Origin of the sequence: Blautia sp. An249 (assembly GCF_002159835.1) — a bacterium.
GTDB classification, from domain to species: Bacteria; Bacillota; Clostridia; order Lachnospirales; family Lachnospiraceae; genus Blautia_A; species Blautia_A avistercoris.
The window spans coordinates 36708-61404 of sequence record NZ_NFJL01000011.1 but is presented as its reverse complement, the minus strand read 5'-3'; the positions used below and the strand labels follow the sequence as shown (position 1 = coordinate 61404).

21 protein-coding genes and 1 tRNA gene are annotated in these 24697 nt (G+C 46.5%); 20 read left to right on the top strand and 2 right to left on the bottom strand.

Annotated features, from left to right (window positions below; genetic code table 11):
- Positions 1-134: 134 nt before the first annotated feature.
- The 9 genes from tgt (at position 135) to B5F53_RS11245 (ending at position 10936) form a co-directional block, all read left to right on the top strand.
- On the top strand, positions 135-1274 hold the full coding sequence (gene tgt, locus B5F53_RS11280) for a tRNA guanosine(34) transglycosylase Tgt (RefSeq protein ID WP_087223441.1): 1140 nt from the start codon (positions 135-137) through the stop codon (positions 1272-1274).
- A 79-nt stretch (positions 1275-1353) separates the two neighbouring features.
- Positions 1354-1674 carry a preprotein translocase subunit YajC gene (gene yajC / locus B5F53_RS11275; protein ID WP_087223439.1) on the top strand — a complete coding sequence of 107 codons (321 nt, stop codon included), beginning with the start codon at positions 1354-1356 and terminating at the stop codon, positions 1672-1674.
- A gap of 165 nt (positions 1675-1839) precedes the next feature.
- The gene (gene leuB, locus B5F53_RS11270) at positions 1840-2925 is read left to right on the top strand and encodes a 3-isopropylmalate dehydrogenase (RefSeq protein ID WP_087223437.1); all 1086 of its coding nucleotides are present in this window, start codon (positions 1840-1842) and stop codon (positions 2923-2925) included.
- A gap of 21 nt (positions 2926-2946) precedes the next feature.
- A complete protein-coding gene (gene ilvD, locus B5F53_RS11265) occupies positions 2947-4617 on the top strand; it encodes a dihydroxy-acid dehydratase (RefSeq protein WP_087223435.1) in 1671 nt (556 codons plus the stop codon).
- Positions 4618-4631: 14 nt separating this feature from the next.
- Positions 4632-6323 carry a biosynthetic-type acetolactate synthase large subunit gene (gene ilvB, locus B5F53_RS11260; RefSeq protein ID WP_087223433.1) on the top strand — a complete coding sequence of 564 codons (1692 nt, stop codon included), beginning with the start codon at positions 4632-4634 and terminating at the stop codon, positions 6321-6323.
- Positions 6307-7389, top strand: coding sequence for a 3-phosphoserine/phosphohydroxythreonine transaminase (gene serC, locus B5F53_RS11255; RefSeq protein WP_087223431.1), 1083 nt, complete (start codon positions 6307-6309; stop codon positions 7387-7389). Before ilvB ends, serC begins: the two co-directional genes overlap by 17 nt.
- Positions 7389-8552: a phosphoglycerate dehydrogenase gene (locus B5F53_RS11250; RefSeq protein ID WP_087223429.1), complete on the top strand. Its 1164-nt coding sequence runs from the start codon at positions 7389-7391 to the stop codon at positions 8550-8552. The genes serC and B5F53_RS11250 overlap by 1 nt, the downstream gene beginning before the upstream one ends.
- 49 nt (positions 8553-8601) lie before the next feature.
- The gene (locus tag B5F53_RS19865) at positions 8602-8778 is read left to right on the top strand and encodes a hypothetical protein (protein WP_162610585.1); all 177 of its coding nucleotides are present in this window, start codon (positions 8602-8604) and stop codon (positions 8776-8778) included.
- A 58-nt stretch (positions 8779-8836) separates the two neighbouring features.
- Positions 8837-10936 carry a sodium-translocating pyrophosphatase gene (locus B5F53_RS11245; RefSeq protein WP_087223637.1) on the top strand — a complete coding sequence of 700 codons (2100 nt, stop codon included), beginning with the start codon at positions 8837-8839 and terminating at the stop codon, positions 10934-10936.
- Positions 10937-10993: 57 nt separating this feature from the next.
- On the opposite strand, the gene B5F53_RS11240 is transcribed toward B5F53_RS11245, so the two are convergent.
- Positions 10994-11968, bottom strand: coding sequence for a PfkB family carbohydrate kinase (locus B5F53_RS11240; protein ID WP_087223427.1), 975 nt, complete (start codon positions 11966-11968; stop codon positions 10994-10996).
- A 138-nt stretch (positions 11969-12106) separates the two neighbouring features.
- Between B5F53_RS11240 and glgB the strand changes: the two genes are divergently transcribed.
- From glgB to B5F53_RS11185, 11 genes are all read left to right on the top strand, one after another.
- Positions 12107-14296: a 1,4-alpha-glucan branching enzyme gene (gene glgB / locus B5F53_RS11235; protein ID WP_087223425.1), complete on the top strand. Its 2190-nt coding sequence runs from the start codon at positions 12107-12109 to the stop codon at positions 14294-14296.
- Between the two features lie 2 nt (positions 14297-14298).
- On the top strand, positions 14299-15123 hold the full coding sequence (locus B5F53_RS11230; RefSeq protein ID WP_087223423.1) for a mechanosensitive ion channel family protein: 825 nt from the start codon (positions 14299-14301) through the stop codon (positions 15121-15123).
- A 128-nt stretch (positions 15124-15251) separates the two neighbouring features.
- Positions 15252-15324: transfer RNA gene (locus B5F53_RS11225), tRNA-Thr, on the top strand.
- 91 nt (positions 15325-15415) lie between these two features.
- Positions 15416-15709 (top strand): hypothetical protein, encoded by a 294-nt coding sequence (locus tag B5F53_RS11220; RefSeq protein WP_087223421.1) that lies wholly within the window; start codon positions 15416-15418, stop codon positions 15707-15709.
- Positions 15710-15816: 107 nt separating this feature from the next.
- Positions 15817-17172, top strand: a complete 1356-nt coding sequence (locus B5F53_RS11215) for an N-acyl-D-amino-acid deacylase family protein (RefSeq protein ID WP_242970302.1) — start codon at positions 15817-15819, stop codon at positions 17170-17172.
- Positions 17173-17197: 25 nt separating this feature from the next.
- Positions 17198-18280, top strand: coding sequence for an ABC transporter ATP-binding protein (locus B5F53_RS11210; protein WP_087223417.1), 1083 nt, complete (start codon positions 17198-17200; stop codon positions 18278-18280).
- A complete protein-coding gene (locus B5F53_RS11205; protein ID WP_087223415.1) occupies positions 18270-19124 on the top strand; it encodes an ABC transporter permease in 855 nt (284 codons plus the stop codon). The genes B5F53_RS11210 and B5F53_RS11205 overlap by 11 nt, the downstream gene beginning before the upstream one ends.
- The gene (locus B5F53_RS11200) at positions 19121-19921 is read left to right on the top strand and encodes an ABC transporter permease (RefSeq protein ID WP_087223413.1); all 801 of its coding nucleotides are present in this window, start codon (positions 19121-19123) and stop codon (positions 19919-19921) included. The genes B5F53_RS11205 and B5F53_RS11200 overlap by 4 nt, the downstream gene beginning before the upstream one ends.
- Positions 19918-20958 (top strand): polyamine ABC transporter substrate-binding protein, encoded by a 1041-nt coding sequence (locus B5F53_RS11195; RefSeq protein ID WP_087223411.1) that lies wholly within the window; start codon positions 19918-19920, stop codon positions 20956-20958. Before B5F53_RS11200 ends, B5F53_RS11195 begins: the two co-directional genes overlap by 4 nt.
- 30 nt (positions 20959-20988) lie before the next feature.
- Positions 20989-22617, top strand: coding sequence for a phosphoenolpyruvate--protein phosphotransferase (gene ptsP / locus B5F53_RS11190; RefSeq protein ID WP_087223409.1), 1629 nt, complete (start codon positions 20989-20991; stop codon positions 22615-22617).
- On the top strand, positions 22614-23762 hold the full coding sequence (locus B5F53_RS11185) for a DUF362 domain-containing protein (RefSeq protein WP_087223407.1): 1149 nt from the start codon (positions 22614-22616) through the stop codon (positions 23760-23762). Before ptsP ends, B5F53_RS11185 begins: the two co-directional genes overlap by 4 nt.
- Here B5F53_RS11185 and B5F53_RS11180 read toward each other — a convergent pair.
- Positions 23759-24628, bottom strand: coding sequence for a homocysteine S-methyltransferase family protein (locus B5F53_RS11180; RefSeq protein ID WP_087223635.1), 870 nt, complete (start codon positions 24626-24628; stop codon positions 23759-23761). The two genes, B5F53_RS11185 and B5F53_RS11180, sit on opposite strands and share 4 nt — an antisense overlap.
- Between the last annotated feature and the right edge of the window lie 69 nt (positions 24629-24697).

Here is a 24697-nt window from a genome sequence, read left to right as displayed (position 1 = left end):
AAGAAATTTAAAAAGACAATGTTAAAACTTAACAATAATAGTACTGGATTAAATTGAAATACTTTACATTTTCTTCTATTCCATATATACTACCTTCAGCTGAAAAAATAGAAGAGAAAACAAAGAGGAGCATTATGTATCAGATAATTAAAACGGAAGGAAGAGCAAAGCGGGCGCAGCTGGAGACGGTGCACGGCACCATTCAGACGCCGGTCTTTATGAATGTGGGAACAGCGGCTGCCATTAAGGGGGCTGTCTCCACGATGGATTTACAGGAAATTAAAACCCAGGTGGAACTGTCCAACACGTATCACCTCCATGTAAGACCGGGAGACAAGGTGGTAAAACAGCTTGGAGGCCTGCATAAATTTATGAACTGGGATAAACCGATCCTGACCGATTCCGGCGGATTTCAGGTTTTCTCCCTGTCGAAATTAAGAAGAATTAAGGAAGAGGGCGTCTATTTTAACTCGCATGTGGACGGAAGGAAGATTTTCATGGGGCCGGAGGAAAGTATGCAGATTCAGTCCAACCTGGCTTCCACAATCGCCATGGCTTTCGATGAGTGTCCTTCCAGCAGGGCGGACAGAGACTATGTACAGGCTTCTGTAAACCGGACAGCCCGCTGGCTGAAACGGTGTAAAGAGGAAATGGCAAGACTGAACAGCCTGGAAGATACCATTAATAAGAATCAGCTTCTTTTCGGTATTAATCAGGGGGCGGTTTATGAGGATATTCGTATTTCCCATGCCCAGGAGATTGCAGAAATGGATCTGGACGGTTATGCTGTGGGAGGACTGGCTGTGGGGGAAAGTCATGAAGAAATGTACCGGATTTTAGATGAGGTGGTGCCTCATCTTCCACAGAATAAACCCACGTATTTAATGGGAGTAGGGACTCCGTCCAATATTCTGGAGGCAGTCAGCAGAGGCGTGGACTTCTTTGACTGTGTTTACCCCAGCAGAAACGGCCGCCACGGTCACGTATATACCAGCCAGGGAAAACGGAATCTGTTTAACGCCAGATATGAACTGGATTCCAGACCCATTGAAGAGGGCTGTCAGTGTCCGGCCTGCCGTCATTACAGCCGGGCATACATCCGCCATCTTCTGAAGGCAAAAGAGATGCTGGGAATGCGTTTATGTGTCCTTCATAATCTGTATTTCTATAATCATATGATGGAAGAGATTCGGCAGGCTCTGGAACAGGGAAGATTTGAAGCTTATAAAAAAGAAAAGCTGGAGGGCTTTGAACAGGCGAAGGCAGAAAAATAATTGGAAAAACACTTGATAAAATAAGAATTTTTCGGTATGATGTTCTATAATGTTCATACAAGAAATAGGAGGAAAGAAAATGGGTAATGTAGTGGCATCAGCCTCAACAGGGACAACGGGAATCGGATTTACAGTTATCTGGATGGTAGTTATCTTCGGTCTGCTGTACTTTATGATGATTCGCCCGCAGAAAAAAGAACAAAAAAGAGTCAGTGCAATGCTTTCCAACATGGAAGTTGGTGATAGTGTAGTAACAACAAGCGGATTCTACGGTACCATTATCAGCATGACAGAAGAAGATGTGATTGTAGAATTTGGAAATAACAGAAACTGCAGAATTCCCATGCGTAAAGCAGCGATTGCAGAAGTAGAAAAGCCAGAGAGCGCCTCTGCAGAATAAGAAAAACGGGGAGCCGTCCGGAAACTCATAGGAGATTCCGGGCGGCTTTTAAAATTGTGCAGCATGTCTTAATCTGCGTGTCGAATTTTCTATATTTAGTTGAAATCCTGCAAAAAGTGGAGTATGATAATAACGATACGCTAAAAACAGAAAGGATATGATACGATGGAACAGAAAATTGCATTGATTCCGGGGGATGGAATCGGGCCGGAAATTGTCAGAGAAGCGAAAAAAATACTGGATAAAGTATGTGAAAAATATGGACATTCATTTACCTACACGGAACTGCTGCTGGGCGGAGCCTCTATTGACGTACATGGAGTTCCCCTTACAGATGAAACCATTGAAGAGGCAAAAAAGGCAGACGCCGTGCTGATGGGATCCATAGGAGGAGATGCAAAAACGTCCCCATGGTATCAGCTGGAGCCGTCGAAACGTCCGGAAGCCGGACTTTTGAAGCTTCGGAAATCCTTAAACTTGTTTGCAAATTTAAGACCCGCTTATCTGTATCAGGAATTAAAAGAAGCCTGCCCTCTGAAAGAAGAAATCATCGGGGACGGTTTTGATATGGTGATTGTCCGGGAACTGACAGGAGGTCTCTATTTCGGAGAGAGAAAAACCATCGAAGAAAACGGGGTAAAGAAAGCTATTGATACCCTTACTTATAATGAAAAAGAGATTGAAAGAATTGCCCGCAAAGCTTTTGAAATCGCCGGCAAAAGAAGAAAGAAAGTAACCAGTGTGGATAAGGCCAACGTACTGGATTCTTCCAGACTCTGGAGAAGCGTGGTGGAAGAGGTTGCCAAAGAATACCCTCAGATTACCCTGGAACATATGCTGGTAGACAACTGTGCCATGCAGCTTGTAAAGAATCCGGGACAGTTCGACGTGATTTTAACAGAGAATATGTTTGGAGACATTCTTTCTGACGAAGCCAGCATGGTAACCGGATCTATCGGTATGCTTTCCTCAGCCAGTCTGAATGAAACCTCATTTGGCCTGTATGAGCCAAGCCACGGATCCGCGCCGGATATTGCGGGAGAAAATAAAGCCAATCCCATAGCTACGATTTTGTCTGCAGCTATGATGCTGCGTTATTCCCTGAATCTGGATCAGGAGGCAGACGCTGTGGAAAAGGCGGTACAGACGGTTCTTACCCAGGGTTACCGTACTCCGGATATTATGTCGGAAGGATGCACCTGTGTGGGAACCAGAGAAATGGGAGATAAGATTGCAGAAGCAATTGACTGATAAAGCAAGGAGGAAACCGATATGAAAAGTGATGCAGTAAAAAAAGGAATGCAGCAGGCCCCTCACCGTTCATTATTTAATGCTCTTGGAATGACAAAAGAAGAGATGGAACGCCCATTGGTGGGGATTGTCAGTTCCTATAATGAAATTGTACCGGGACATATGAACCTGGATAAAATTGTAAATGCAGTGAAACAGGGGGTTGCCATGGCAGGAGGAACTCCTGTGATGTTTCCGGCCATTGCCGTGTGTGATGGAATCGCCATGGGACATATTGGAATGAAATATTCTCTGGTTACCAGAGATCTAATTGCAGATTCCACAGAAGCCATGGCTCTGGCCCATCAGTTTGACGCCCTGGTTATGGTGCCGAACTGTGACAAAAACGTTCCGGGACTTTTGATGGCGGCAGCCAGAATTAATGTACCCACCGTATTTGTCAGCGGCGGTCCCATGCTGGCAGGCCATGTGAAAGGACATAAAACCAGCCTTTCCAGCATGTTTGAAGCAGTTGGCTCCTACAGTGCAGGAACCATGACGGAGGAAGATGTAAAAGAATATGAAAATAAAGCCTGCCCAACCTGCGGCTCCTGTTCCGGTATGTATACGGCCAACAGTATGAACTGTCTGACAGAAGTTCTGGGTATGGGATTAAAAGGAAACGGAACCATTCCGGCGGTCTATTCGGAGCGTATTGCCCTTGCAAAACATGCAGGAATGCAGGTTATGGAGATGTACAGAAAGAATATCCGCCCGAGAGACATTATGACTGAAAAAGCAATTTTAAATGCTTTAACCGTAGATATGGCCCTTGGATGTTCCACCAACAGTATGCTGCATATTCCGGCAATCGCCCATGAGATTGGAATGGATTTCGATATCAGCTTTGCCAATGAAATCAGCAGCAGGACACCGAACCTCTGTCATCTTGCGCCGGCAGGCCCTACTTATATGGAAGATTTAAATGAAGCAGGCGGCGTGTATGCGGTGATGAACGAGCTGAATAAGAAGAATCTCCTTCACACGGACTGTATGACAGTTACCGGAAAGACACTGGGTGAAAATATTGAAGGATGTATCAATAAAGATCCGAGCGTGATTCGTCCGATAGAAAATCCGTACAGTGAAACCGGCGGTTTAGCTGTTTTAAAAGGAAATCTGGCTCCTGACGGAGGCGTTGTAAAACGTTCTGCAGTCTGTGAGGAAATGATGGTTCATGAGGGTCCTGCAAGAGTCTTTGACTGCGAGGAAGATGCCATTGAAGCCATCAAAGGCGGAAAGATTGTGGCCGGAGACGTGGTGGTTATCCGTTATGAAGGACCTAAAGGCGGTCCGGGCATGAGAGAAATGCTGAATCCTACTTCCGCCATTGCAGGAATGGGACTGGGATCTTCTGTGGCGCTGATTACAGACGGACGTTTCAGCGGAGCTTCCAGAGGCGCATCCATCGGACACGTTTCTCCGGAAGCGGCAGTGGGCGGCCCCATTGCGCTGATTGAAGAAGGAGACAGGATACGTATTAATATTCCGGAAATGAAACTGGAAGCAGATATTACTCCGGAAGAAATGGAAAGAAGGAGAAAGAACTGGACACCGAGAGAGCCGAAAGTCACCACCGGTTATCTGGCCAGATATGCCGCTATGGTGACATCCGGAAACCGGGGAGCCATCTTGGAAGTACCGAAACACTAGGGAGGAATTGAGATATGCAGCTTACAGGAGCACAGATCATCATAGAATGTCTGAAAGAGCAGGGAGTGGATACCGTCTTCGGTTACCCCGGCGGAGCCATTTTAAATATTTACGATGCTCTGTATGAATATCGGGATGAAATCCGTCATGTCCTGACTTCCCACGAACAGGGAGCAGCTCATGCAGCGGACGGATATGCCAGAGCCACAGGCAAAGTAGGCGTCTGTATGGCAACCAGCGGTCCGGGAGCCACGAATCTGGTGACCGGAATTGCCACCGCATCCATGGATTCCGTACCGATGGTAGCCATTACAGCCAATGTGGGGAAACCTCTTCTGGGAAGAGACTCTTTCCAGGAGGTGGATATTGCCGGAATTGTAATGCCGGTGACCAAACACAGCTTTATTGTAAAAGATATTTCCAAACTGGCCGACAGTATCCGGAAAGCCTTTTATATTGCAAAAAGCGGCCGTCCGGGTCCGGTACTGGTGGACGTTACCAAGGACGTCACCGGAGCGAAATGGGAATACGAACGGAAACAGCCGGCCACCATTAACCGGGAGACAAAGGAAATCCGTCCGGAGGATATTAAGCAGGCAGTAGAAATGATAGAAGCCTCTGAAAAACCGTTTATTTTCGCAGGCGGAGGAGGCGTAATTTCCGGCGCTTCGGAAGAAATCCGGGAACTGGCGCACAGGATAGAATCTCCTGTCTGCGACAGTCTGATGGGAAAAGGCGCCTTTGACGGAAAGGATCCTCTGTACACGGGAATGCTGGGAATGCACGGAACGAAGGCTTCCAATCTGGGCGTTTCCCAGTGTGATTTGCTGATTGTGCTGGGAGCCAGATTCAGCGATCGTGTGACAGGAAATGTAAACAACTTTGCGAAAAACGCTAAAATTCTGCAGATTGACGTGGATGCTGCTGAAGTCAATAAAAATGTGGTAGTGGATGCAGCCGTAATCGGAGACCTGAAAGAAGTTCTCAGAAGAATTCTGGAAAAAGTCTCTCCTGCTTCACATAAAGAATGGGTTTCTCATATAGAAGAATTAAAAGAAACCTATCCGCTGAAGTACGATCCGGATCAGCTGACCGGTCCGTATATTATCGAAAAACTCTATGAGATGACAAAGGATCAGGATACCATTATTACCACAGATGTGGGCCAGCATCAGATGTGGGCGGCCCAGTATTATCAATATAAGGAACCCAGAACTTTCCTTAGTTCCGGCGGACTGGGAACCATGGGATATGGTCTGGGAGCATGTATCGGAGCTCAGATAGGATGTCCCGAGAAACAGGTCATCAATATCGCCGGAGACGGATGTTTCCGGATGAATATGAATGAAGTGATTACGGCTGTGAGAAACCGTCTTCCGATTGTGCAGATTATTCTCAATAATCACGTGCTGGGAATGGTGCGCCAGTGGCAGAATCTGTTCTATGACAGCCGGTATTCACATACAGTTTTAAACGATGTGATGGATTTTGTAAAAGTTTCTGAAGGAATGGGAGCAGAAGCCATCCGCATCACCAAAAAAGAAGAAGTTGAGCCAGCACTGGCTAAAGCTCTGGCGGCTGACCATCCGGTAGTTCTGGATTGCCTTATCAACCAGGATCTGAAAGTTTTCCCGATGGTTCCAGCGGGAGCAGACATTGAAGACGCATTTGACGAGGAGGATTTAAAAAATGGCAAGAGTGTTTAACTTTTCAGCGGGGCCTGCAGCATTGCCGGAAGAAGTATTAAAAGAAGCAGCAGAGGAAATGCTGGATTACAGAGGAACGGGAATGTCTGTAATGGAAATGAGCCACAGAAGTCCCGCTTTCCAGCAGATTATTGACGAAGCTGAGGCGGATTTAAGAGAACTGCTCCAGATCCCGGAGAATTACAGGGTCTTATTTTTACAGGGCGGAGCCAGCCAGCAGTTTGCTATGATTCCCATGAATCTGATGAAAAACCGGGTAGCAGACTACATTGTAACGGGACAGTGGGCAAAGAAAGCCTACACTGAGGCGCAGAAATACGGAAAAGCCAATAAAATTGCAACCTCAGAAGACAAGACATTTTCCTATATTCCGGACTGTTCCGATTTGCCCATCAGCCCGGATGCAGATTACGTTTATATTTGTGAAAATAATACCATTTACGGAACGAAGTTTAAGGAACTTCCCAATACCAAGGGAAAACTTCTGGTTTCCGACGTATCCTCCTGTTTCCTGTCAGAGCCTATGGACATAAGCCGTTATGGAATTGTGTACGGAGGCGTGCAGAAAAACATCGGACCGGCCGGTATGGTCATCGCCATTGTGAGAGAGGATCTGATAACGGAAGATGTTCTTCCCGGGACTCCCACGATGCTTACGTATAAGACCCATGCAGATGCCGGTTCCATGTACAATACGCCAAACTGTTATTGTATTTATATGTGCGGAAAAGTCTTCAAATGGCTGAAAGCCATGGGAGGACTGGAAGTGATGAAAGCAAGAAATGAAAAGAAAGCAAAGATTCTCTACGATTTCCTGGATGAGAGCAGGATGTTTAAGGGAACCGTTGTACCGAAAGATCGTTCTTTAATGAATGTTCCCTTTGTAACGGGAGATAAAGAACTGGACGCCAGATTTGTAAAAGAAGCAAAGGCGGCCGGACTGGAAAACTTAAAAGGACACAGAACGGTGGGAGGAATGCGAGCCAGCATTTATAATGCAATGCCAATAGAAGGTGTTGAAGCATTAGTGGCATTTATGAAAAAGTTTGAGGAGGAGAATATCTGATGTTTCAGTATCATTGCCTGAATCCGATTTCTAAAACGGGACTGGATTTATTTTCAGACCAATACCGGAATACGGAGGAGATGAAAGACGCAGACGCTGTGCTGGTACGCAGCGCTAAAATGACGGAGATGGAACTTCCCGGTTCGCTGTGTGCCGTGGCAAGAGCGGGAGCCGGGGTGAATAATATTCCTCTGGCGGAGTGCTCTGAGAAAGGAATTGTAGTATTTAACACACCGGGCGCCAACGCCAACGGGGTGAAAGAGCTGGTAATCGCAGGAATGCTGCTGGCATCCAGAGATATTGTAGGCGGTATCGAGTGGGTGGAACAGCAGAAAAACCAGGAAGACATTGGAAAACTGGCAGAAAAACAGAAAAAGAAATTTGCCGGATGTGAAATTGCAGGGAAAAAACTGGGCATCATAGGATTAGGAGCGATTGGCAGTATGGTAGCCAACGCCGCTTCCGGTCTGGGAATGGAAGTGTACGGATTTGATCCCTTTATTTCCATTGACGCAGCCTGGAATCTGTCCAGAACCATCCATCACAGCAAATCCCTGGATGAAATCTATACAAAGTGTGATTACATAACCGTTCATGTTCCTTTAACGGATGATACCAAGGGAATGATTAACAGAGAATCCATCGGGAAGATGAAAGACGGAGTTGTAATTCTGAATTTTGCCAGAGATTTACTGGTAGATGAAGAGGCTCTGATAGAAGGACTGAGAGAAGAAAAGATCAAAAAGTATGTAACCGATTTTGCAACTCCGGCAGTGGCAGGTCTTCCGGGAACTTTAGTGACGCCTCATCTGGGAGCGTCCACAGAGGAAGCGGAAGAAAACTGTGCCGTTATGGCAGTAAAAGAGCTGAGAGATTTTCTGGAGAACGGAAATATTAAAAACTCTGTAAACTTCCCGGCCTGCGATATGGGGACCTGTGTAGCTGTCTGCAGAATTGCCATTACCCATAAGAATATTCCAAACATGATTCATCATGTGACGAAAATTCTGGGAGCGGAAGGACTGAATATTGCGGATTTGACCAATAAAGGACGGGGAGAATACGCGTATACTCTGATTGACCTGGAAAGCGCGGCTTCCAAGGAAACCCTTACTGAGCTTCAGGGTCTGGAAGGAGTTTCCAGAGTACGGGTAATTAAATAACCGGAGGCGATAAAATGAGGAACAAGGCAAAGCCTGGACTGGTAAAAAAATGGAAGAGATGGAACCGCAGGCGGAAAACAGCACAGATGCTGTATCGAAACAGAAAAAAACTTTCAAAGTACCTCAGAGGAATCGCTCAGATCATTTCAAGAAAACTGTAGCACGAAAAGCTGTGCAGCATCTAACGGAAGATGCCGCACAGCTTTTTTTCAAAAAGTATACCTAAATTTTCTGAAAAGATCTATAATAAGAACAACAAGAAAAATCAGAAATGGGGGATTACTATGGACAATGTACTGGCACTGTTGACGTTGTTTGGTTCTGTGGTGGCGCTGTTATTTGCAGCAGGCAGAGCCAGAAAGGTTTTAAGTTTTCCGGAAGGAAATGAAACCATGAAAAAAATCTCGGCATCCATTCACAAAGGCGCCATGGCATACCTGCGCCGTCAGTATAAGATGCTGATCATTTTTTTCGTGGGAATGTTTGTAATTTTACTGGGAATGGCAGCCATGGGATTTCTTACCTGGTTTGTTCCTTTCGCATTTGTCACGGGGGGATTTTTCTCCGGACTGTCTGGATTTGTGGGGATGCAGATTGCCACAAGAGCCAATGCAAGGACGGCCAATGCCTGCCAAAAAGGGTTGAACAAAGGACTGACGGTAGCTTTTTCCGCAGGAACGGTTATGGGCTTTACGGTAGTGGGGCTGGGCCTTTTGGATATTTCCATCTGGTATCTGCTTCTTCGCCTGGTATTTGACCTTCCCATTGAAGACATTACCAGCACCATGCTTACCTTCGGAATGGGAGCCTCTTCCATGGCCCTGTTTGCCCGTGTGGGCGGAGGCATTTATACAAAGGCCGCAGATGTGGGGGCTGACCTGGTAGGAAAGGTAGAAGTGGGAATTCCTGAAGACGATCCCAGAAACCCGGCGGTGATTGCAGATAACGTAGGAGATAATGTGGGAGATGTGGCAGGAATGGGCGCCGATCTTTATGAATCTTATGTGGGCTCCATTCTTTCCGCGTGTGCCCTTGGTGTAATCGCCTTTAATAAAATCGAGGCCGTGGATCGGGTCAATGCCGTTATCGTTCCCATGCTTCTGGCAGCCATCGGGGTACTGGCCTCTATTTTGGGCTCCACCCTTGTAAGAACGGCGGAAGATACCAGACAGAGCACTCTGCTTCGGGCTCTGAGACGGGGAACGAATACCAGTGCGGTGATTATCGCTGTGGCGGCCCTGCCTCTGGTATGGATTGTACTGGGAAAAGATTTTATGGGATTTTACTTTGCGATTCTGTCCGGACTTCTGGCGGGAATCCTCATCGGATTCTTTACGGAATATTTTACCTCAGATACTTATAAACCGACGAAGAACCTGGCGGACAAAGCCAAAACCGGCTCTGCTACCATCATTATCGGGGGCTTAAGTCTGGGAATGCTCTCTACAGCAGTTCCCATCATCATCATTGCCATCTGCGTACTGGCAGCGTATTCTTTCTCCGGCGGCTTTACCGAGTCCGTCAGAGGACTTTACGGAATCGCCCTTGCGGCAGTGGGAATGTTATCTACCCTGGGAATCACCCTGGCTACAGACGCTTATGGCCCCATTGCAGATAATGCAGGAGGAATTGCGGAAATGGCAGGTCTGGATCCGGAAGTGCGTAAGCGTACGGACGCCCTGGATTCTCTGGGAAATACCACGGCGGCCACAGGAAAGGGATTCGCTATTGGATCCGCCGCTTTAACGGCTCTGGCGCTGATTGCTTCTTATGTGGAGAAAGTACAGGAAGTAGGCCAGGGAAATGTGGCGCTGGATATGAGCGTTATGAATCCGGCAGTCCTGGTGGGAATTTTTATCGGCGCATGCCTGCCCTTTGTCTTTGCCGCTCTTACCATGTCTTCGGTGGGCAAGGCTGCAGAGAGTATTGTGATGGAAGTGAGAAGACAGTTCCATGAAATAAAAGGGCTGATGGAGGGAACTGCAGAGGCGGACTATGCAAAATGCGTGGATATTTGTACCAAAGCCAGTCTGCGGGAAATGGTTCTCCCGACACTGCTTGCAATTATTACTCCTGTCCTGGTGGGGCTGATCCTGGGGTATAACGGAGTTATCGGAATGCTTGCAGGTTCAACATCCACAGGCTTCTTAATGGCAATTTTCATGGCAAATGCAGGCGGCGCATGGGATAATGCCAAGAAATATATTGAAGGCGGCGTACACGGCGGAAAAGGCAGCGAGGCCCACAAAGCGGCTGTAGTAGGGGATACGGTAGGCGATCCCTTTAAAGATACCTCCGGGCCGTCCATTAATATTTTAATTAAACTGTTATCAATGGTATCCATTGTATTTGCCGCACTGGTAGTAAATTATCATATCTTCTGAAAAGAGAGGAAAAAATCTGCTGCAGGAAATCTGCAGCAGACTTTTTTTCGGGAAGAATTAGTTCTTTTTTTCGGCAGCGATAAAATCCAGAACTTCCTGTCTGGAGGGCATCACACGCAGAGCGCCTTTTCGGGTTGTGATAATGGAGGCGCCGGCGTTGGCAAAGGTAAGCATTTCGGTCAGGTTTTCGTCGGTAAGATTCTCCAGACCGTGATCCAGTACATAATTTAAAACAGAAGCGCAGAAAGTGTCGCCGGCGCCGGTGGTTTCAATGGTTTTTTCCTGCAGGAAAGGAGCGGCTTCCACCTTTCTTCCCTGATAATAAGCCCGGCTTCCCTCTTTTCCAAGGGTTACCAGTACCAGTGGAATAGGGTATTTCTCCAGAAGGAGATTTACGCCCCGGTCATAGTCGTCAGTGCCGGTAAGAAACTCCATTTCATTATCTGAAATTTTCAGAACATCGCACTGGGACATACCGTACAGAATTTCTGTCCTGGCGTCTTCTAAATTTTCCCAGAGAGGAGGACGCAGATTAGGATCAAAGGTAATCAGGAGCTGTTCTTTTTTTGCGACTTCCAATGCATAACGCGTAGCTTCCCGGACACCCTTATGAGTAGAGGAGAGAGTGCCGAAATGGAACAGGCGGGAAGAGCGGATGAGATCTTCGGATACCTCCTCCTTGGTCAGCATCATATCAGCGCCCGGATTCCGGTAAAATGCAAAGTCCCTGTCCCCGTCGGGAAACGTATGGACAAAGGCAAGAGTGGTGTGCACACTGTCATCCATAAGCAGTCCTTTTGTTTCGATATTTACTTCCTGAAGGGCGGCTTTTAACATGGTTCCGAACTGATCGTTTCCAACTTTGCCGATGAAGGCGGTTTTTTTGCCCAGTTGATTCAGCATAGCCAGAACGTTGCAGGGAGCGCCTCCGGGATTGGCTTCCAGAAGGGGATTTCCCTGGGGAGAAATTCCATTTTCTGTAAAGTCTATTAATAATTCACCCAGAGCAACGGCATCGTAAATTTTATTCATTTTTTCAGATCCTCCTTACGCAGTATATAATATAGTTTAACTGTAGAACAGAAGGACTTGTTTGTCAAACTATTTTAGAATGACTTGTCAACAAGGGACAAGAAATGATAAAATGTAACAAAACAGGAGGTGCAGCTTATGGAAGAACAGGTTTATAACAGCATGAACTGGCCCAGAATTGAGGCCATTATTTATGGAGAAGAAGCTTCCCCGAGAGATGTAATGACACCCCAGGTAACACAGACGGGAGTATTGGTACAGGGATATTTTCCAACAGCGGAAAAAGTGACCATTGTGTATGGGAAAGCTTCGAAAAAACAGGAAATGATTATGGAAGATGAGGCCGGATACTTCGCCGCGGAAATTCCGGTGAGAAAAATCCCTGCCTATCATTTTGTAATAGAGACAAAAGACGGAAAGATAAAGGAAGAATACGACCCCTACGCGTTTCCGGGACAGATTTCCGAAGAGGATGAAAAGAAGTTTCTCTCGGGAATCCACTATGATATTTACAGGAAACTGGGAGCCCATCCTGCAGTGGTAAAGGGAACAGAAGGGACAGCCTTTGCCGTCTGGGCACCTAATGCAGTTACGGTAAGCGTTGTGGGTGATTTTAATGACTGGGACGGAAGACGGGCTCTCATGCACCGCCTTCCTATGTCCGGAATTTTTGAGCTGTTTCTTCCTCAGGTAAAAGCCGGCGACATTTATAAATACCAGATTAAGACAAAGAGCGGAGAAATTCTGCTGAAGGCAGACCCCTATGCATTCCAGGCGGAGATGCCTCCGAAAGATGCTTCTGTGGTGTCCGGCGGCACAGGATATTCCTGGCAGGATGAGAGCTGGCTGGAGAAGAGAAAAGGCTTTGGCAAAAAGAACGTGCCTCTCTATATTTATGAGGTGGATTTGGAAACTGAGGCCAAAGAGGAAGAAAAAACCCTGAATTACCGGGAGCTGGCTGAGAAAATCGGAAGCTATGTGAAAGAAATGGGCTATACCCATGTGGAACTCCATCCGGTGATGGAATATCTGAATGATCAGGGAAAAGGCTACTCCACCTCTTCTTATTACGCCCCTACCAGAAGATACGGACAGGGGGAAGACTTTAAATACTTTGTGGACTGGCTGCATAAAGAGGAAATCGGAGTGATATTAGACTGGACTCCGGCCCAGTTCCCCAAAGGAGCATCCGGACTGGAGCAGTTTGACGGTACGCTGCTTTACGAAAAGAAGAATGAAAATGAGAATGTCCACCCCTTCTGGGATACGCTGCTTTACGATTACGGAAGTCCTATGGTGAAAAATTTCCTGATTGCCAATGCTCTGTACTGGATTGAAGAATACCATCTGGACGGACTGCGTATGGACGATGTGGATGCCATGCTGTATCTGGACTACGGACGCACCAGTGGAAACTGGACGCCCAATTTATACGGAACCAACGAGAATCTGGAAGCCGTGGAATTTCTGAAACATTTAAATTCTCTGGTGAAGAAACAGTATCCGGAAGTCTTACTAATTGCCCAGGAAGACGGACTCTGGCCGGACCTGACAGAGAGTGTGGAAGAGGATCATCTGGGATTTGACTACAAATGGAGCGGCGGATGGATTCACGATTTTATGGAATATCTGGTGAAGGAACCGGTTTACCGGAAAGATTATCACGATCAGCTTACCTTAAGTATGCTTTACGCTTACTCCGAGGAATATATCCTTCCCATGGGAACCAGAGATGTGGGATGTCTGAAAGAGCTGATGGAAGAGCTGCCCGGAAGCGTCAGCCAGAAAGGGGCAAATGCAAGACTTGCCTATGGCTATCAGATGGTACATCCCGGAAAGAAAATGCAGGCGGCAGACAGACAGGCTCCGGAGCCTTTTAAGGAGTATCTGAAAGCTCTGGTACAGGTATATAAATCCTGTCCGGCTCTTTATGAAAAGGATGATGATCCGGAAGGATTCGAATGGATCCAGTTAATGAATTATGAACAGAACGTACTGGCGTTTTTAAGAAAAACAGAGAAGAAAGAAGAGACGCTCCTGGTTCTCTGCAATTTTGCAGACGTTACCTATGAGAAATACCAGGTAGGCGTACCTGAGGGCGGCCGTTATAAAGAGATATTCAACAGCGACCGCAAAGAATTCGGCGGAAACGGCGTGCTCAATCCGCGGGTAAAACTGGCGAAAAAGGAAGAGTGCGACGAGAGAGACTATTCCATTACCGTAAAACTGCCGGCGCTGAGTCTGTCCGTTTTTCAGTATCAGCCTGCAAAAGTAAAAAAGGCTGTTTCCGGGAAAACCGCAAAAACGGGAAAGAAAGCAGTTAAATAGAAATGGATCAGAAATTTATAGAATTTATAGAAAGAAATTTACCCTCACTGGCGCAGTTCGGACTTAAAATCCTGTTATCTCTTATCGTTTTTTATGTGGGACTGAAGGTTGTCCGATGGCTGATTAAAATTTTACGGGCTTCGCTGGAGAAAGCTTCTGTAGATGCCGGCGTTATTCAGTTTCTGTGCTCTCTGGGCCGGATGTTTCTGTATGCGATTCTGGTCTTCAGCATTGCCACCAATTTCGGAGTGACAGAAAGTTCTATTGCGGCCCTGTTGGGCTCCGCGGGAATTACCCTGGGCGTGGGCCTGCAGGGCGGACTGGCCAATCTGGCCGGAGGAATTATGATATTGATTTTCAAGCCTTTTCTGGTGGGAGATTATATCATAGAGAGCGGAAGCAATCTGGAAGGAACGGTTACGAAGATAGAAATCTGTTATACCACCTTGTCTACTGTGGACAATAAAAGAATTGTAATTCCAAACGGAACTCTTTCCAATAACAGCATTACCAATGTGACGGCCAAAGATGAGCGGAGACTGGAAATTAAGGTTACCATTTCTTATCAGGCAGACATTCAGAAGGCCAAAGGAATTCTGGAGCGGCTGTTAAAAGAAGATCCGGATATTTTATCGGATCAGGAAATGGTGGTCTTTCTGGATGAGCTGGCTGCCTCCTGGGTTGTGATAGGATTTCGTGCCTGGGTGGCAACCGATAATTACTGGCCTGCCAAATGGCGTCTGAACGAAAAAATCAAAGAGTCCTTTGACAGGGAAGGGATTGAACTGGCTTATCCCCAGATGGATATTCACATTAAAAAGCAGTGAGAAAAGTATGGCGTCAAATGTCTGACCGGCATTTGGCGCTGTTTAATCCCTGAAAAAATAAAAAGAAAATAAAAAAGTTATTGCATTTTTTAGAAAATCCTGTATAATATCATTTGTGTCAACGACCAGCCGGAATAGCTCAGTCGGTAGAGCACTTCACTCGTAATGAAGGGGTCGTCAGTTCAAGTCTGATTTCCGGCTTTAGGAAACCTGCGAACAGCCGTAAAATAGGTTTACGGCTGTTTTTTATCCTGTATAAATCTGCATTTGAGGCAGAGGAAAGGAGAGTCTGATGGAACAGAGAAAAGGTCAGAGCAGTAAAAACGGACTTTTTGAAGAAAAAACCGCAGCAAAAGTTGCGGGCTTTCTCCATGCCATCGGGCTTGACGTACATGCCTACATGGCGCGTACAGGAGTAAGAGGAGACTGGATGGAGCAGGACGGGCCTGAAATTGTTTATATCAGAAAAATGGCAGCCATTGGACACGGAGGTGGTCAATGGCTGGTTCCTGTTTGGGAATGGGAAACACATGCGGGCACTATGCATAAGCTGCGACAGAGGGCTCTTCATTTACGTTGTATATGAAGAGCACAGGGCTTTTGGTATAGGTCCGTATTTTTTGTGCAAAAAGATAGGGAAATACCAGTAAAAAGAAGAAAGGATTGAAGATACTATATAATAGAAAGAGAGAGATGAAAATGCTGACAACTGCAATTAATCACGGAATTGTAATTGACAGTCAGAATAAGACAAAGAAACAGTTACATGTGGGAATACAGGGAGATAAGATTGCCGTACTTTCTGAGACGCCTCTGGAGGCAGAGGAGGTAATTGACGCCGGAGGACTGGTAGTTTCTCCCGGATTTATCGACCCGCACGGACATGTGGACGGAGAACTGTATGCCGGGGAACTGTCTGTATGCCAGGGAATTACAACCACGGTAGGAGGAAACTGCGGTTATAGTCCGGAGGATATGGGAGAGTTTTTCAAAGAGCAGGAAAGAAAAGGATTCCCCATTCATCAGGCGATGCTGATTGGCCATGGAATTCCACTCAGAAACCGGGCGGGAGTTTATGACCGGTATAAACCTGCGTGTGACGAAGAAATAGAGATTATGAAAGAGACGGCCAGGAAGGCATTTCAGGACGGAGCCTGCGGAGTTTCCTTCGGACTGGATTACGTACCGGGATGCAGTATCCGGGAAGTGGTGGAACTGGCAAGGCTCTGCGCTGAATACGGAAAGATTTGTCCGATTCATACAAGACTTCTGACCAACGAAGATTTATATTCTTTATATGAATTGATTTTAGTTGCCAGAGAGACAAAGGCGGATATTCTGATTTCTCATTTTGTTTATCAGTATTGCGGCGGCCTTTGCGATCCGGGACTTAAAATGCTGGAAAAGGCTCAGAAAGAAGGGCTGAATATCCATATTGACAGCGGTATGTATACCAATTGGACCACATATTTTGATACAGCCACCTTTGATTTGAATAATATACAGAATAATAACTGGAAGTTTAGTCAGATGGTAGTAGCTACCGGAAAATATAAGGGACAGGTGATGGATGAAGAGCTTTATTTCCGTATGAAAGAAGAGTGTCCCCATGAAGCGGTTATCTTCTTTGAAGGGATTGAGGACGAAATCTATGAATGTCTGAAGAAACCGTATGCTATGCCGTCCACGGATATAGGAGCCTATGATAAGGGAGAAGGCCATCCCCAGATTGCGGGGACCTATCCCAGATATTTCAGAGAAATGGTGAGAGAGAGGAAACTTCTGACCCTGGAAGAAGCAGTTCACAAGGCGACGTATCTTCCTGCCAAAGTATTTAAAATGGAAGATAAAGGAGTGATCCTGCCGGGAAAAGATGCAGATATTACTGTTTTTGATCCGGCGGAGATCTGCGATACGGCTACCTATCCTCATATGGGACTGCCGGATGCAAGACCCAGGGGAATTCCGTATGTGCTGGTGGCCGGAGAAACCGCGGTGAAAGAAGGAATTTATACAGGCAGCAGAAGCGGGAGACCGATTCGCAAATAGTCCGAGAGAAAGACAGGAGGAAAGAATGGGAGAAATACTGCTGAAGTTAGAAAATGTGAAAAAAAAGTTTGATCAGGTAGACGTTCTGGAAGGAATTAATTTATCCATAGAAAAGGGAGAGTTTATTACCTTTTTAGGTTCTTCCGGCTGTGGAAAAACAACCACTCTCAGAATCATTGCAGGACTGGAAACACCGGATGAGGGACGTGTTATCCTGGAGGGAAAAGATGTAACCAATCTTCCTCCCCATTTAAGAGACGTCAATACGGTATTCCAGAGTTATGCCCTGTTTCCCTATATGAATGTGGCAGATAATATTGGTTATGGCCTGAAATTAAAAAAGGTTCCAAAAGATGAAATCAAAGTGCGGGTGGAACAGATGCTGGAACTGGTACAGCTATCCGGATTTGAAAAAAGGAAACCTGCAGAACTGTCGGGAGGACAGAGACAGAGGGTAGCCATTGCCCGGGCGCTGGTCAATAACCCAAAAGTGCTGCTGCTGGATGAACCTCTGGGCGCACTGGATCTGCAGCTTCGCAGAACCATGCAGGCAGAACTGAAACGGCTGCAGAAAAAACTGGGAATTACTTTTATCTATATTACCCATGACCAGGAAGAGGCAATCAATATGTCCGATCGGATTGTGGTTATGAATAACGGACTTTTTGAACAAATCGGAACGCCCGACGAAGTCTATAATTATCCCAGAACCAGCTATGTGGCCGGGTTTGTGGGAAATGCCAACGTATTAAACGCAGTGGTGGAAAGTGTAACCGGCAATCAGGTACTATTAAATACCTGCGGCGGCAAGGCCCTGGCCATTTTCCAGGGAGAGCCTCCCAAACCGGGAGAAAAAGTCACCTTTGCAGTAAGAAGCGAAAATGTGGCGCTGGATCCGGGCTGCGGCTGCGGTCTGGAAGCTGTGGTAGCAGAGAAAACATTTGCCGGCGGCCTGCTTCGGATGATCCTGGAGCTGGAGGACAAAAAGCAGCTGATTTCCAGCCGCTATGGAATTGATGCTGACGTACAGGTGGGACAGAAAATCTGTTTTCGGTGGAATGCCGAGAACGCAGTTTTAGTGGACAGAAAGGAGTCCTATGAAAAGTAAGAAAAATCAAGGGCTTTTTCCAATGCTGCCGCTGCTTTTGTTTATTGTTGTATTTTTAGTGGGTCCGCTGGTTTACATGGTGGCCTTAAGTTTTGCAACCAATAACGAAGGATACGGAGTTACCTGGAAATTTACCCTGGAAAATTATACAAGAATCACGGATCCCGTATATTTACAGACTTTTATACAGTCCTTTCAGCTGGCAATTACCAGCACGGTAATTATCAGTCTGCTGGGATATCCCTTCGGCTATTTTATGGCCAAACTGTCAGCCAAATGGAAAAAGAGGGTAATGCTGTTTATCATGCTTCCCTTCTGGGTGAATTCTCTGATTCGTCTCTATGGATGGATTATCATTCTCCAGACCAAAGGCGTTTTAAATGGTCTGCTTTTAAAACTGGGAATTATCAGTGAACCTTTGAAAATTCTGTACAGTTACCCGGCCATTGTGGTGGGGATGGTTTATGCCCTGCTGCCCTTTATGATCCTCTCCGTTTATTCCAGCGCTGAGAAACTGGACTGGTCATTAATAGAAGCGTCCCGGGATCTGGGCGCCACGTCTTTTCAGGCGTTTCGTACAGTCACCCTGAAGCTGACCCTGCCGGGTCTGCTCTCAGGAATTATATTAACCTTTATTCCTTCTATGGGTCTGTTTTTCATCGCAGATATTTTAGGAGGAAATAAGATTGTATTAGTGGGAAGTCTGATTCAGGATCAGATGAACCGGGGAAGCAACTGGCCCTTTGCAGCGGCTCTGGCAGTGGTGCTGACGATTCTGACAACGATTATGATCTGGCTGTACCGTAAGATTACAAATGTAAAAGAACTGGAGGGATTATATTGAAAAGGAACTCCAAAATCGCAAATATCTATCTGGGAATCATTTTGTTTTTCATGTACTTTCCCATTGCCATGGTGGTGCTTTACTCCTTTAACGATTCCCGGCTGACTGTAAGCTGGAAAGGCTTCTCTCTCCAGTGGTATGAAAAACTGTTTTCCAACCAGGCCCTGATGGAAGCTCTGGGAAACAGCCTGCTGCTGGGCGTTTTAAGCTGTTTTCTGTCAGCGGTTCTGGGAACTCTGGGAGCTGTGGGTCTGGCTAAACTGAAATGGAAGTCAAAGGGAATTATTGAATATGTTTCCATTTTGCCGTTAATGATTCCGGAAATTATTCTGGGAATGGTATTTTTAGCCTTTTTCTCTCTTTTGGGAATGCCTTTTGGAATGCTGACGCTGCTTGTGGCTCATACGGTATTCTGCGTCCCCTATATTTTAATGCAGGTAAAAGCGAGACTGGTGGGGATGGATAAGGCACTGGAAGAGGCTGCTCTGGATTTGGGGGCGACCCCTGTGCGAGCATTTTTTGATGTCACTTTGCCGATGATAACACCGGCTGTATTATCCGGTTCGCTTCTGGCGTTTGCCATGTCCATGGACGACGTGGTAATCAGCGTATTTGTAAGCGGCCCCAGAACATCGACCCTGCCGTTAAAGGTTTATACTCAGCTGAAGACAGGGGTTACACCGGAAATTAATGCTTTATGTACTTTAATGCTGGCAGTGACCATTCTGGTAATTATCTTGTGGAAGATTGCTGCCGGTCTAAGTAAAAAGAATAAGAAAGGAAGACAACAAATATGAAAAAAGTAGTAGCTGGCTTATTAACAGGAGTTTTAGCGGCGTCTGTGGTACTCTCCGGCTGTGGAGGAAGTTCAGACGAAAAGAAAGGAGAACTGGTTCTGTATACCTGGGAAGCTATGTTCCCCCAGGAAGTTCTGGACAACTTTGAAGAAGAGACAGGAATTGAAATCATTTACTCCAACTTCGATACCAATGAAACCATGCTGGAGAAACTGGCTCAGGCAGAAGGCGGAGATTATGATGTGATTATTGCAGACGACTATATTTTAGAGTCTGTCATTCAGGAAGGGCTTGCTGAAAAGTTAGACAAAGAAAAATTAAGCAACTTTGAAAATATCAATCCTCTGTATCAGGGACAGTTTTATGATGAAAACGATGAGTATACGGTACCTTACGGAGCAGGTATTCCTCTGATTGTCTATGATCCTGAGCAGGTGGATATTGAGATTAAAGGCTACAATGATCTGTGGGATCCGTCTCTGAAAGACAGCATTGCCATTACTGCAAACTACCGTGTAATTAACGGAATTGTGAACCTGTCAGAAGGCAGAAGCTTAAATGATGAAAACCTGGATGATATTAAAGCCACAGGAGAGAAACTTCTGGAATTAGCGCCGAATATCCGTATGATTCAGGATGACAATACACAGAATGCTCTTTTAAACGGTGAGGCAAGCGTAGCCTTCCTGTATACTTCTCAGGTGACCATGGCTCTTCAGGAAAATCCGGATTTGAAAGTGGTTTATCCGGAAGAAGGACTGGGATTCGGAATTATGAATATGTTTATCCCATCTGACGCACCGTCCAAAGATGCAGCATATCAGTTTGTAAATTATATTCTGGAGCCGGAAGTAGCAGCAGAATGCTTTAATAATATCGGATATTACAGCACCAACCAGGCAGCAGATGAATTTGTAAACGAAGACCTGGTAGTTCCGGATTCTGTAACTAAAGGGGAAATTGTAAAAAATATTGGCGAAGAAGCAGATATGCAGTATAATAAGAACTGGACAGAATTTAAAGCTGCCTGTGATTAAGAAAAATAAAAGGGCGAAGAGGTGAAAAAAATGGAAGTATTTCAGGGAATTGCTGCTTTTCCGGGTATTGCCATTGGTACCATACAGAATTACCATAAAAATGAATACCAGATTCGTCATTATACCGTATCCAGCAGCCGCAGGGAACTGGAACGTTTTGCAAGAGCAAGAAAAGAAGCTATGAAAGAACTTCAGGAACTTTATGAGAAAACCTGCAGGGATATGGGAAAGCAGCAGGCGCTGATATTTAAAAAACATATGAATCTGCTGGAACACAGCAGTTTCGCCAAAGCAATTGAAAGTCTGATTTGCACAGAAAAAGTAAATGCCACTTACGCAGTAGCGACTACCAGAGATGAGCTGGCCGCCACCTTTTCTATGCTGGAAGACGAGTATGTGAGAGAACGGATGGTAAATATCCAGGAGCTGGCGGATCGTCTGATTATTATTCTGGATGGAATTGAGAAGGAAAAGCTGCTGGGAGAAGAGCCGGTGATTCTGGCTGCGCAGCAGCTTACCCCTGTGGAGATGATGGAGCTGGGAAAAGAAAAAGTACTGGCCTTTGTGACCGAAAACGGTTCAGCCGTATCTCATACGTCTATTCTGGCGAAAACCATGAACATTCCCAGTATTGTCAACGTACAGGTGCAGGAAGAATGGAATGGGAAGACAGCCATTGTGGACGGATACAGGGGGACTCTGATTCTGGATCCGGACGAAAAAACCTGCCGGGATTATGAAAAGCAGCAGAAAGAAGACCAGGAAGAGAGAGAGCTTCTCCTAAAGCTCAGGGATGCCCAGGATATAACCAGCGATGGGAAACACATCCGGTTGTTTGCCAATATCGGAAGTCTGGAAGATATGGAAAGCGTTCTCTATTACGGGGCGGAAGGAATCGGACTCTTAAGAAGTGAATTTCAGTATATGGGGCGGGAGAATTATCCCCGGGAGGGAGAGTTGTTCCGCGCCTATAAAAAAATAGCGGAAACCATGGGGGAGAAACAGGTGGTAATCCGCACCGTGGATTTGGGCGCGGACTTGCAGGCCGACTACATGGAGATTCCCGAAGAGGCAAACCCGGTTATGGGAAACCGGGGAATCCGCCTCTGTCTGGATCGGAGAAGGATGTTTAAAGCTCAGCTTCGGGCAATCTACCGGGCCAGCGCCTATGGGAATCTGGCAGTTTTATATCCCATGATTACTTCCATGGAAGAAGTGCGGGAGATACAGAATATTGTAGAGGAAGTCAAAGAAGGACTGAAAAAGAAAGACATCCCCTATAAAGACATTCCCAACGGATATATGATTGAAACACCGGCGGCCGCTATGATCAGCCGGGAGTTGGCCAAAGAGGCAGACTTTTTAAGTCTGGGAACCAATGATCTGACCCAGTATACCCTGGCTATGGATCGCCAGAATCCCCATATAAAGAAATTTTATAACGACCGCCATCCGGCGCTGATGCGGATGATTCAGATGGCCATTGACGCGGTTCACGGGGAAGGTAAGGAAATCTATATCTGCGGGGAACTGGCAGCCGATCCCACAATGACAGAAACATTTATTCAGATGGGAGTGGACGGGTTATCGGTGGTTCCCGCTTATATCCTTCCTATCCGAAAAGAAATCAGAAAGGCATGTGCGACTGGTAAATCATGAAAAGTAAAGTAGTACTGCTTTCCTGTCCCACGTACGAGCAGGAGCAGGTATATCAGAAACTGAAAACAGGAATGGAAATACTGGGGGGAATCTCCCGGTATTTTCGCAAAGATGAGAAAATTCTATTAAAGCCCAACTTATTGAAAAAATCTGAAACAGAGAAAGCCGTCATAACGCATCCGGCAGTTGTGGGGGCTTTTGCACGTTTACTGAGAGAATCCGGCTGTGAGAATTTAACGGCGGGAGATTCCAGCGGGACGGGAAATACAGAGAAAATTATGGCTGCATCGAAGATGGATGAGCAGCTAAAGCCCTATGGAGTCCGGATTGCCAATTTCCAGGAGGGAGTCCGGGTTTCCTATCCGCAGGGAAAACAGGCCCGGGAATTTATGATGGCAAAAGAAGTGACTGAGGCAGATGCGCTGGTCAGTCTTTCCAAGATGAAAACCCACGCTCTGGAGCGGATTACCGGAGCGGTAAAGAACAGCTATGGATTTATCTATGGTTTTTATAAAGCCCAGGGTCATACCCGCTATCCCAGTGCGGACAGTTTCGCCAGAATGCTGGTGGACTTAAATCAGATGGTGAAGCCCCGGCTTTACATCATGGATGGAATTACGGCCATGGAGGGAAACGGTCCCGGATCCGGCGATCCTGTTGTCATGGGAGTTCTTCTTCTCTCAGAAGATCCGGTAGCTCTGGACAGTGTATTCTGCAGACTGATACATCTGGATCCCAGACTGGTCCCTACCAATTACCATGGGGAGAAGATGAAGCTGGGAACCTGGAAAGAGGAAGAGATACAACTGTTGTCAGAAGAAGGGGAAATCTCCATGGAGACAGCGGTGAAAACCTATGGGAATCCCGGATTCCGGGTAGACAGGACGCCTGTCCGCAGCAATCTCTGGGATAAAATGGCGAAAGTTCTCAATCGATTCCAGAAGAAACCCTATATTGTGACTGAGAAATGTATCCGGTGCGGGATCTGCGTAGAGAGCTGTCCCGTACCGGAAAAAGCGGTGGCCTTTCAAAATGGAAGAAAGAAACCGCCGGTTTATAATTATAAAAAATGTATCCGTTGTTTCTGCTGCCAGGAAATGTGTCCTGCAGAGGCGATTCAGGTCACCGGACAGAAGTCTTCTTAGTTCAGAATCCGGGATAAACAGCGGATATGTTCGGGGGTTGTTCCGCAGCAGCCGCCCACAATGGAGGCGCCCTGTTCAACCAGAACCTTCATATGACCCGCGAATTCTTCGGGGGTCATTTTATAAAGGGCTTCCCCCTTATCCGTGATTTCGGGCATTCCGGCATTGGGTTTTGCAACCACTGGGATGGATACGGATTCACGGATATTTTTTACTACGGAAACAAGCTGATCCGGACCTACGGAGCAGTTAATTCCTACAGCGCTGGCTCCGGCAGCCTCCAGAGCGGCGCAGGCGTCAATTACATTTCCTCCGGTAAACAGGCTTCCGTCAGCTTCTACCGTAAGAGAACACAGGACAGGAAGCTGGCAGACCGACTGGGCGGCGTCTAAGGCAGCCAGAGTTTCATCCAGGCTGATCATAGTCTCAGCAGCGAGAAAATCAACTCCGCATTCAGAAAGAACTTGAATCTGTCTGCAGTAGGAGTCAAAGGCCTCTTCATAAGACATCTCTCCAAGGGGTTCCATCAGTTTCCCTGTGGTGGTGATGTCTCCGGCGATATAGGCTTTTCCCTGTACGGCGTCTCTGGAAAGCTGAACCAGACGACGGTTTAACTCCTCCGTCTGATCTTCCAGATGATGCTGGGCGAGACTGATGGGATTGGCGCCGAAAGTAGGGGCGTATACAACCTGGCTGCCGGCCTGCGCATACTCTTTTTGCAGATTGCGGAAAATATCCGGATGTTCCAGAATCCAGGTTTCCGTGCAGACACCTTTGGGCATTCCGGCGGCCATCAGATTGGAGCCGGTGGCGCCGTCCAGAAGCAGCAGAGTCTGAGAGAGCTGTTGAAATTCCTGTTTTGTCATAATTATAAGTCTCCTTTTGTGTTCATTGATTCCATAATTACCTCTAGTATACAGGAAGGAGAAAACAGG

What these genes read in the sequence shown, in the direction of transcription:
- B5F53_RS11250 (WP_087223429.1), top strand. Translation starts at nt 7,389, where the DNA reads ATGTTTCAGTATCATTGCCTGAATCCGATTTCTAAAACGGGACTGGAT.
- serC (WP_087223431.1), top strand. Translation starts at nt 6,307, where the DNA reads ATGGCAAGAGTGTTTAACTTTTCAGCGGGGCCTGCAGCATTGCCGGAA.
- ptsP (WP_087223409.1), top strand. Translation starts at nt 20,989, where the DNA reads ATGGAAGTATTTCAGGGAATTGCTGCTTTTCCGGGTATTGCCATTGGT.
- B5F53_RS11195 (WP_087223411.1), top strand. Translation starts at nt 19,918, where the DNA reads ATGAAAAAAGTAGTAGCTGGCTTATTAACAGGAGTTTTAGCGGCGTCT.
- glgB (WP_087223425.1), top strand. Translation starts at nt 12,107, where the DNA reads ATGGAAGAACAGGTTTATAACAGCATGAACTGGCCCAGAATTGAGGCC.
- ilvB (WP_087223433.1), top strand. Translation starts at nt 4,632, where the DNA reads ATGCAGCTTACAGGAGCACAGATCATCATAGAATGTCTGAAAGAGCAG.
- B5F53_RS11220 (WP_087223421.1), top strand. Translation starts at nt 15,416, where the DNA reads ATGGAACAGAGAAAAGGTCAGAGCAGTAAAAACGGACTTTTTGAAGAA.
- B5F53_RS11210 (WP_087223417.1), top strand. Translation starts at nt 17,198, where the DNA reads ATGGGAGAAATACTGCTGAAGTTAGAAAATGTGAAAAAAAAGTTTGAT.
- B5F53_RS11205 (WP_087223415.1), top strand. Translation starts at nt 18,270, where the DNA reads ATGAAAAGTAAGAAAAATCAAGGGCTTTTTCCAATGCTGCCGCTGCTT.
- B5F53_RS19865 (WP_162610585.1), top strand. Translation starts at nt 8,602, where the DNA reads ATGGAAGAGATGGAACCGCAGGCGGAAAACAGCACAGATGCTGTATCG.
- B5F53_RS11180 (WP_087223635.1), bottom strand. Translation starts at nt 24,628, where the DNA reads ATGACAAAACAGGAATTTCAACAGCTCTCTCAGACTCTGCTGCTTCTG.
- B5F53_RS11245 (WP_087223637.1), top strand. Translation starts at nt 8,837, where the DNA reads ATGGACAATGTACTGGCACTGTTGACGTTGTTTGGTTCTGTGGTGGCG.
- leuB (WP_087223437.1), top strand. Translation starts at nt 1,840, where the DNA reads ATGGAACAGAAAATTGCATTGATTCCGGGGGATGGAATCGGGCCGGAA.
- tgt (WP_087223441.1), top strand. Translation starts at nt 135, where the DNA reads ATGTATCAGATAATTAAAACGGAAGGAAGAGCAAAGCGGGCGCAGCTG.
- B5F53_RS11240 (WP_087223427.1), bottom strand. Translation starts at nt 11,968, where the DNA reads ATGAATAAAATTTACGATGCCGTTGCTCTGGGTGAATTATTAATAGAC.
- B5F53_RS11230 (WP_087223423.1), top strand. Translation starts at nt 14,299, where the DNA reads ATGGATCAGAAATTTATAGAATTTATAGAAAGAAATTTACCCTCACTG.
- B5F53_RS11215 (WP_242970302.1), top strand. Translation starts at nt 15,817, where the DNA reads ATGAAAATGCTGACAACTGCAATTAATCACGGAATTGTAATTGACAGT.
- yajC (WP_087223439.1), top strand. Translation starts at nt 1,354, where the DNA reads ATGGGTAATGTAGTGGCATCAGCCTCAACAGGGACAACGGGAATCGGA.
- B5F53_RS11185 (WP_087223407.1), top strand. Translation starts at nt 22,614, where the DNA reads ATGAAAAGTAAAGTAGTACTGCTTTCCTGTCCCACGTACGAGCAGGAG.
- ilvD (WP_087223435.1), top strand. Translation starts at nt 2,947, where the DNA reads ATGAAAAGTGATGCAGTAAAAAAAGGAATGCAGCAGGCCCCTCACCGT.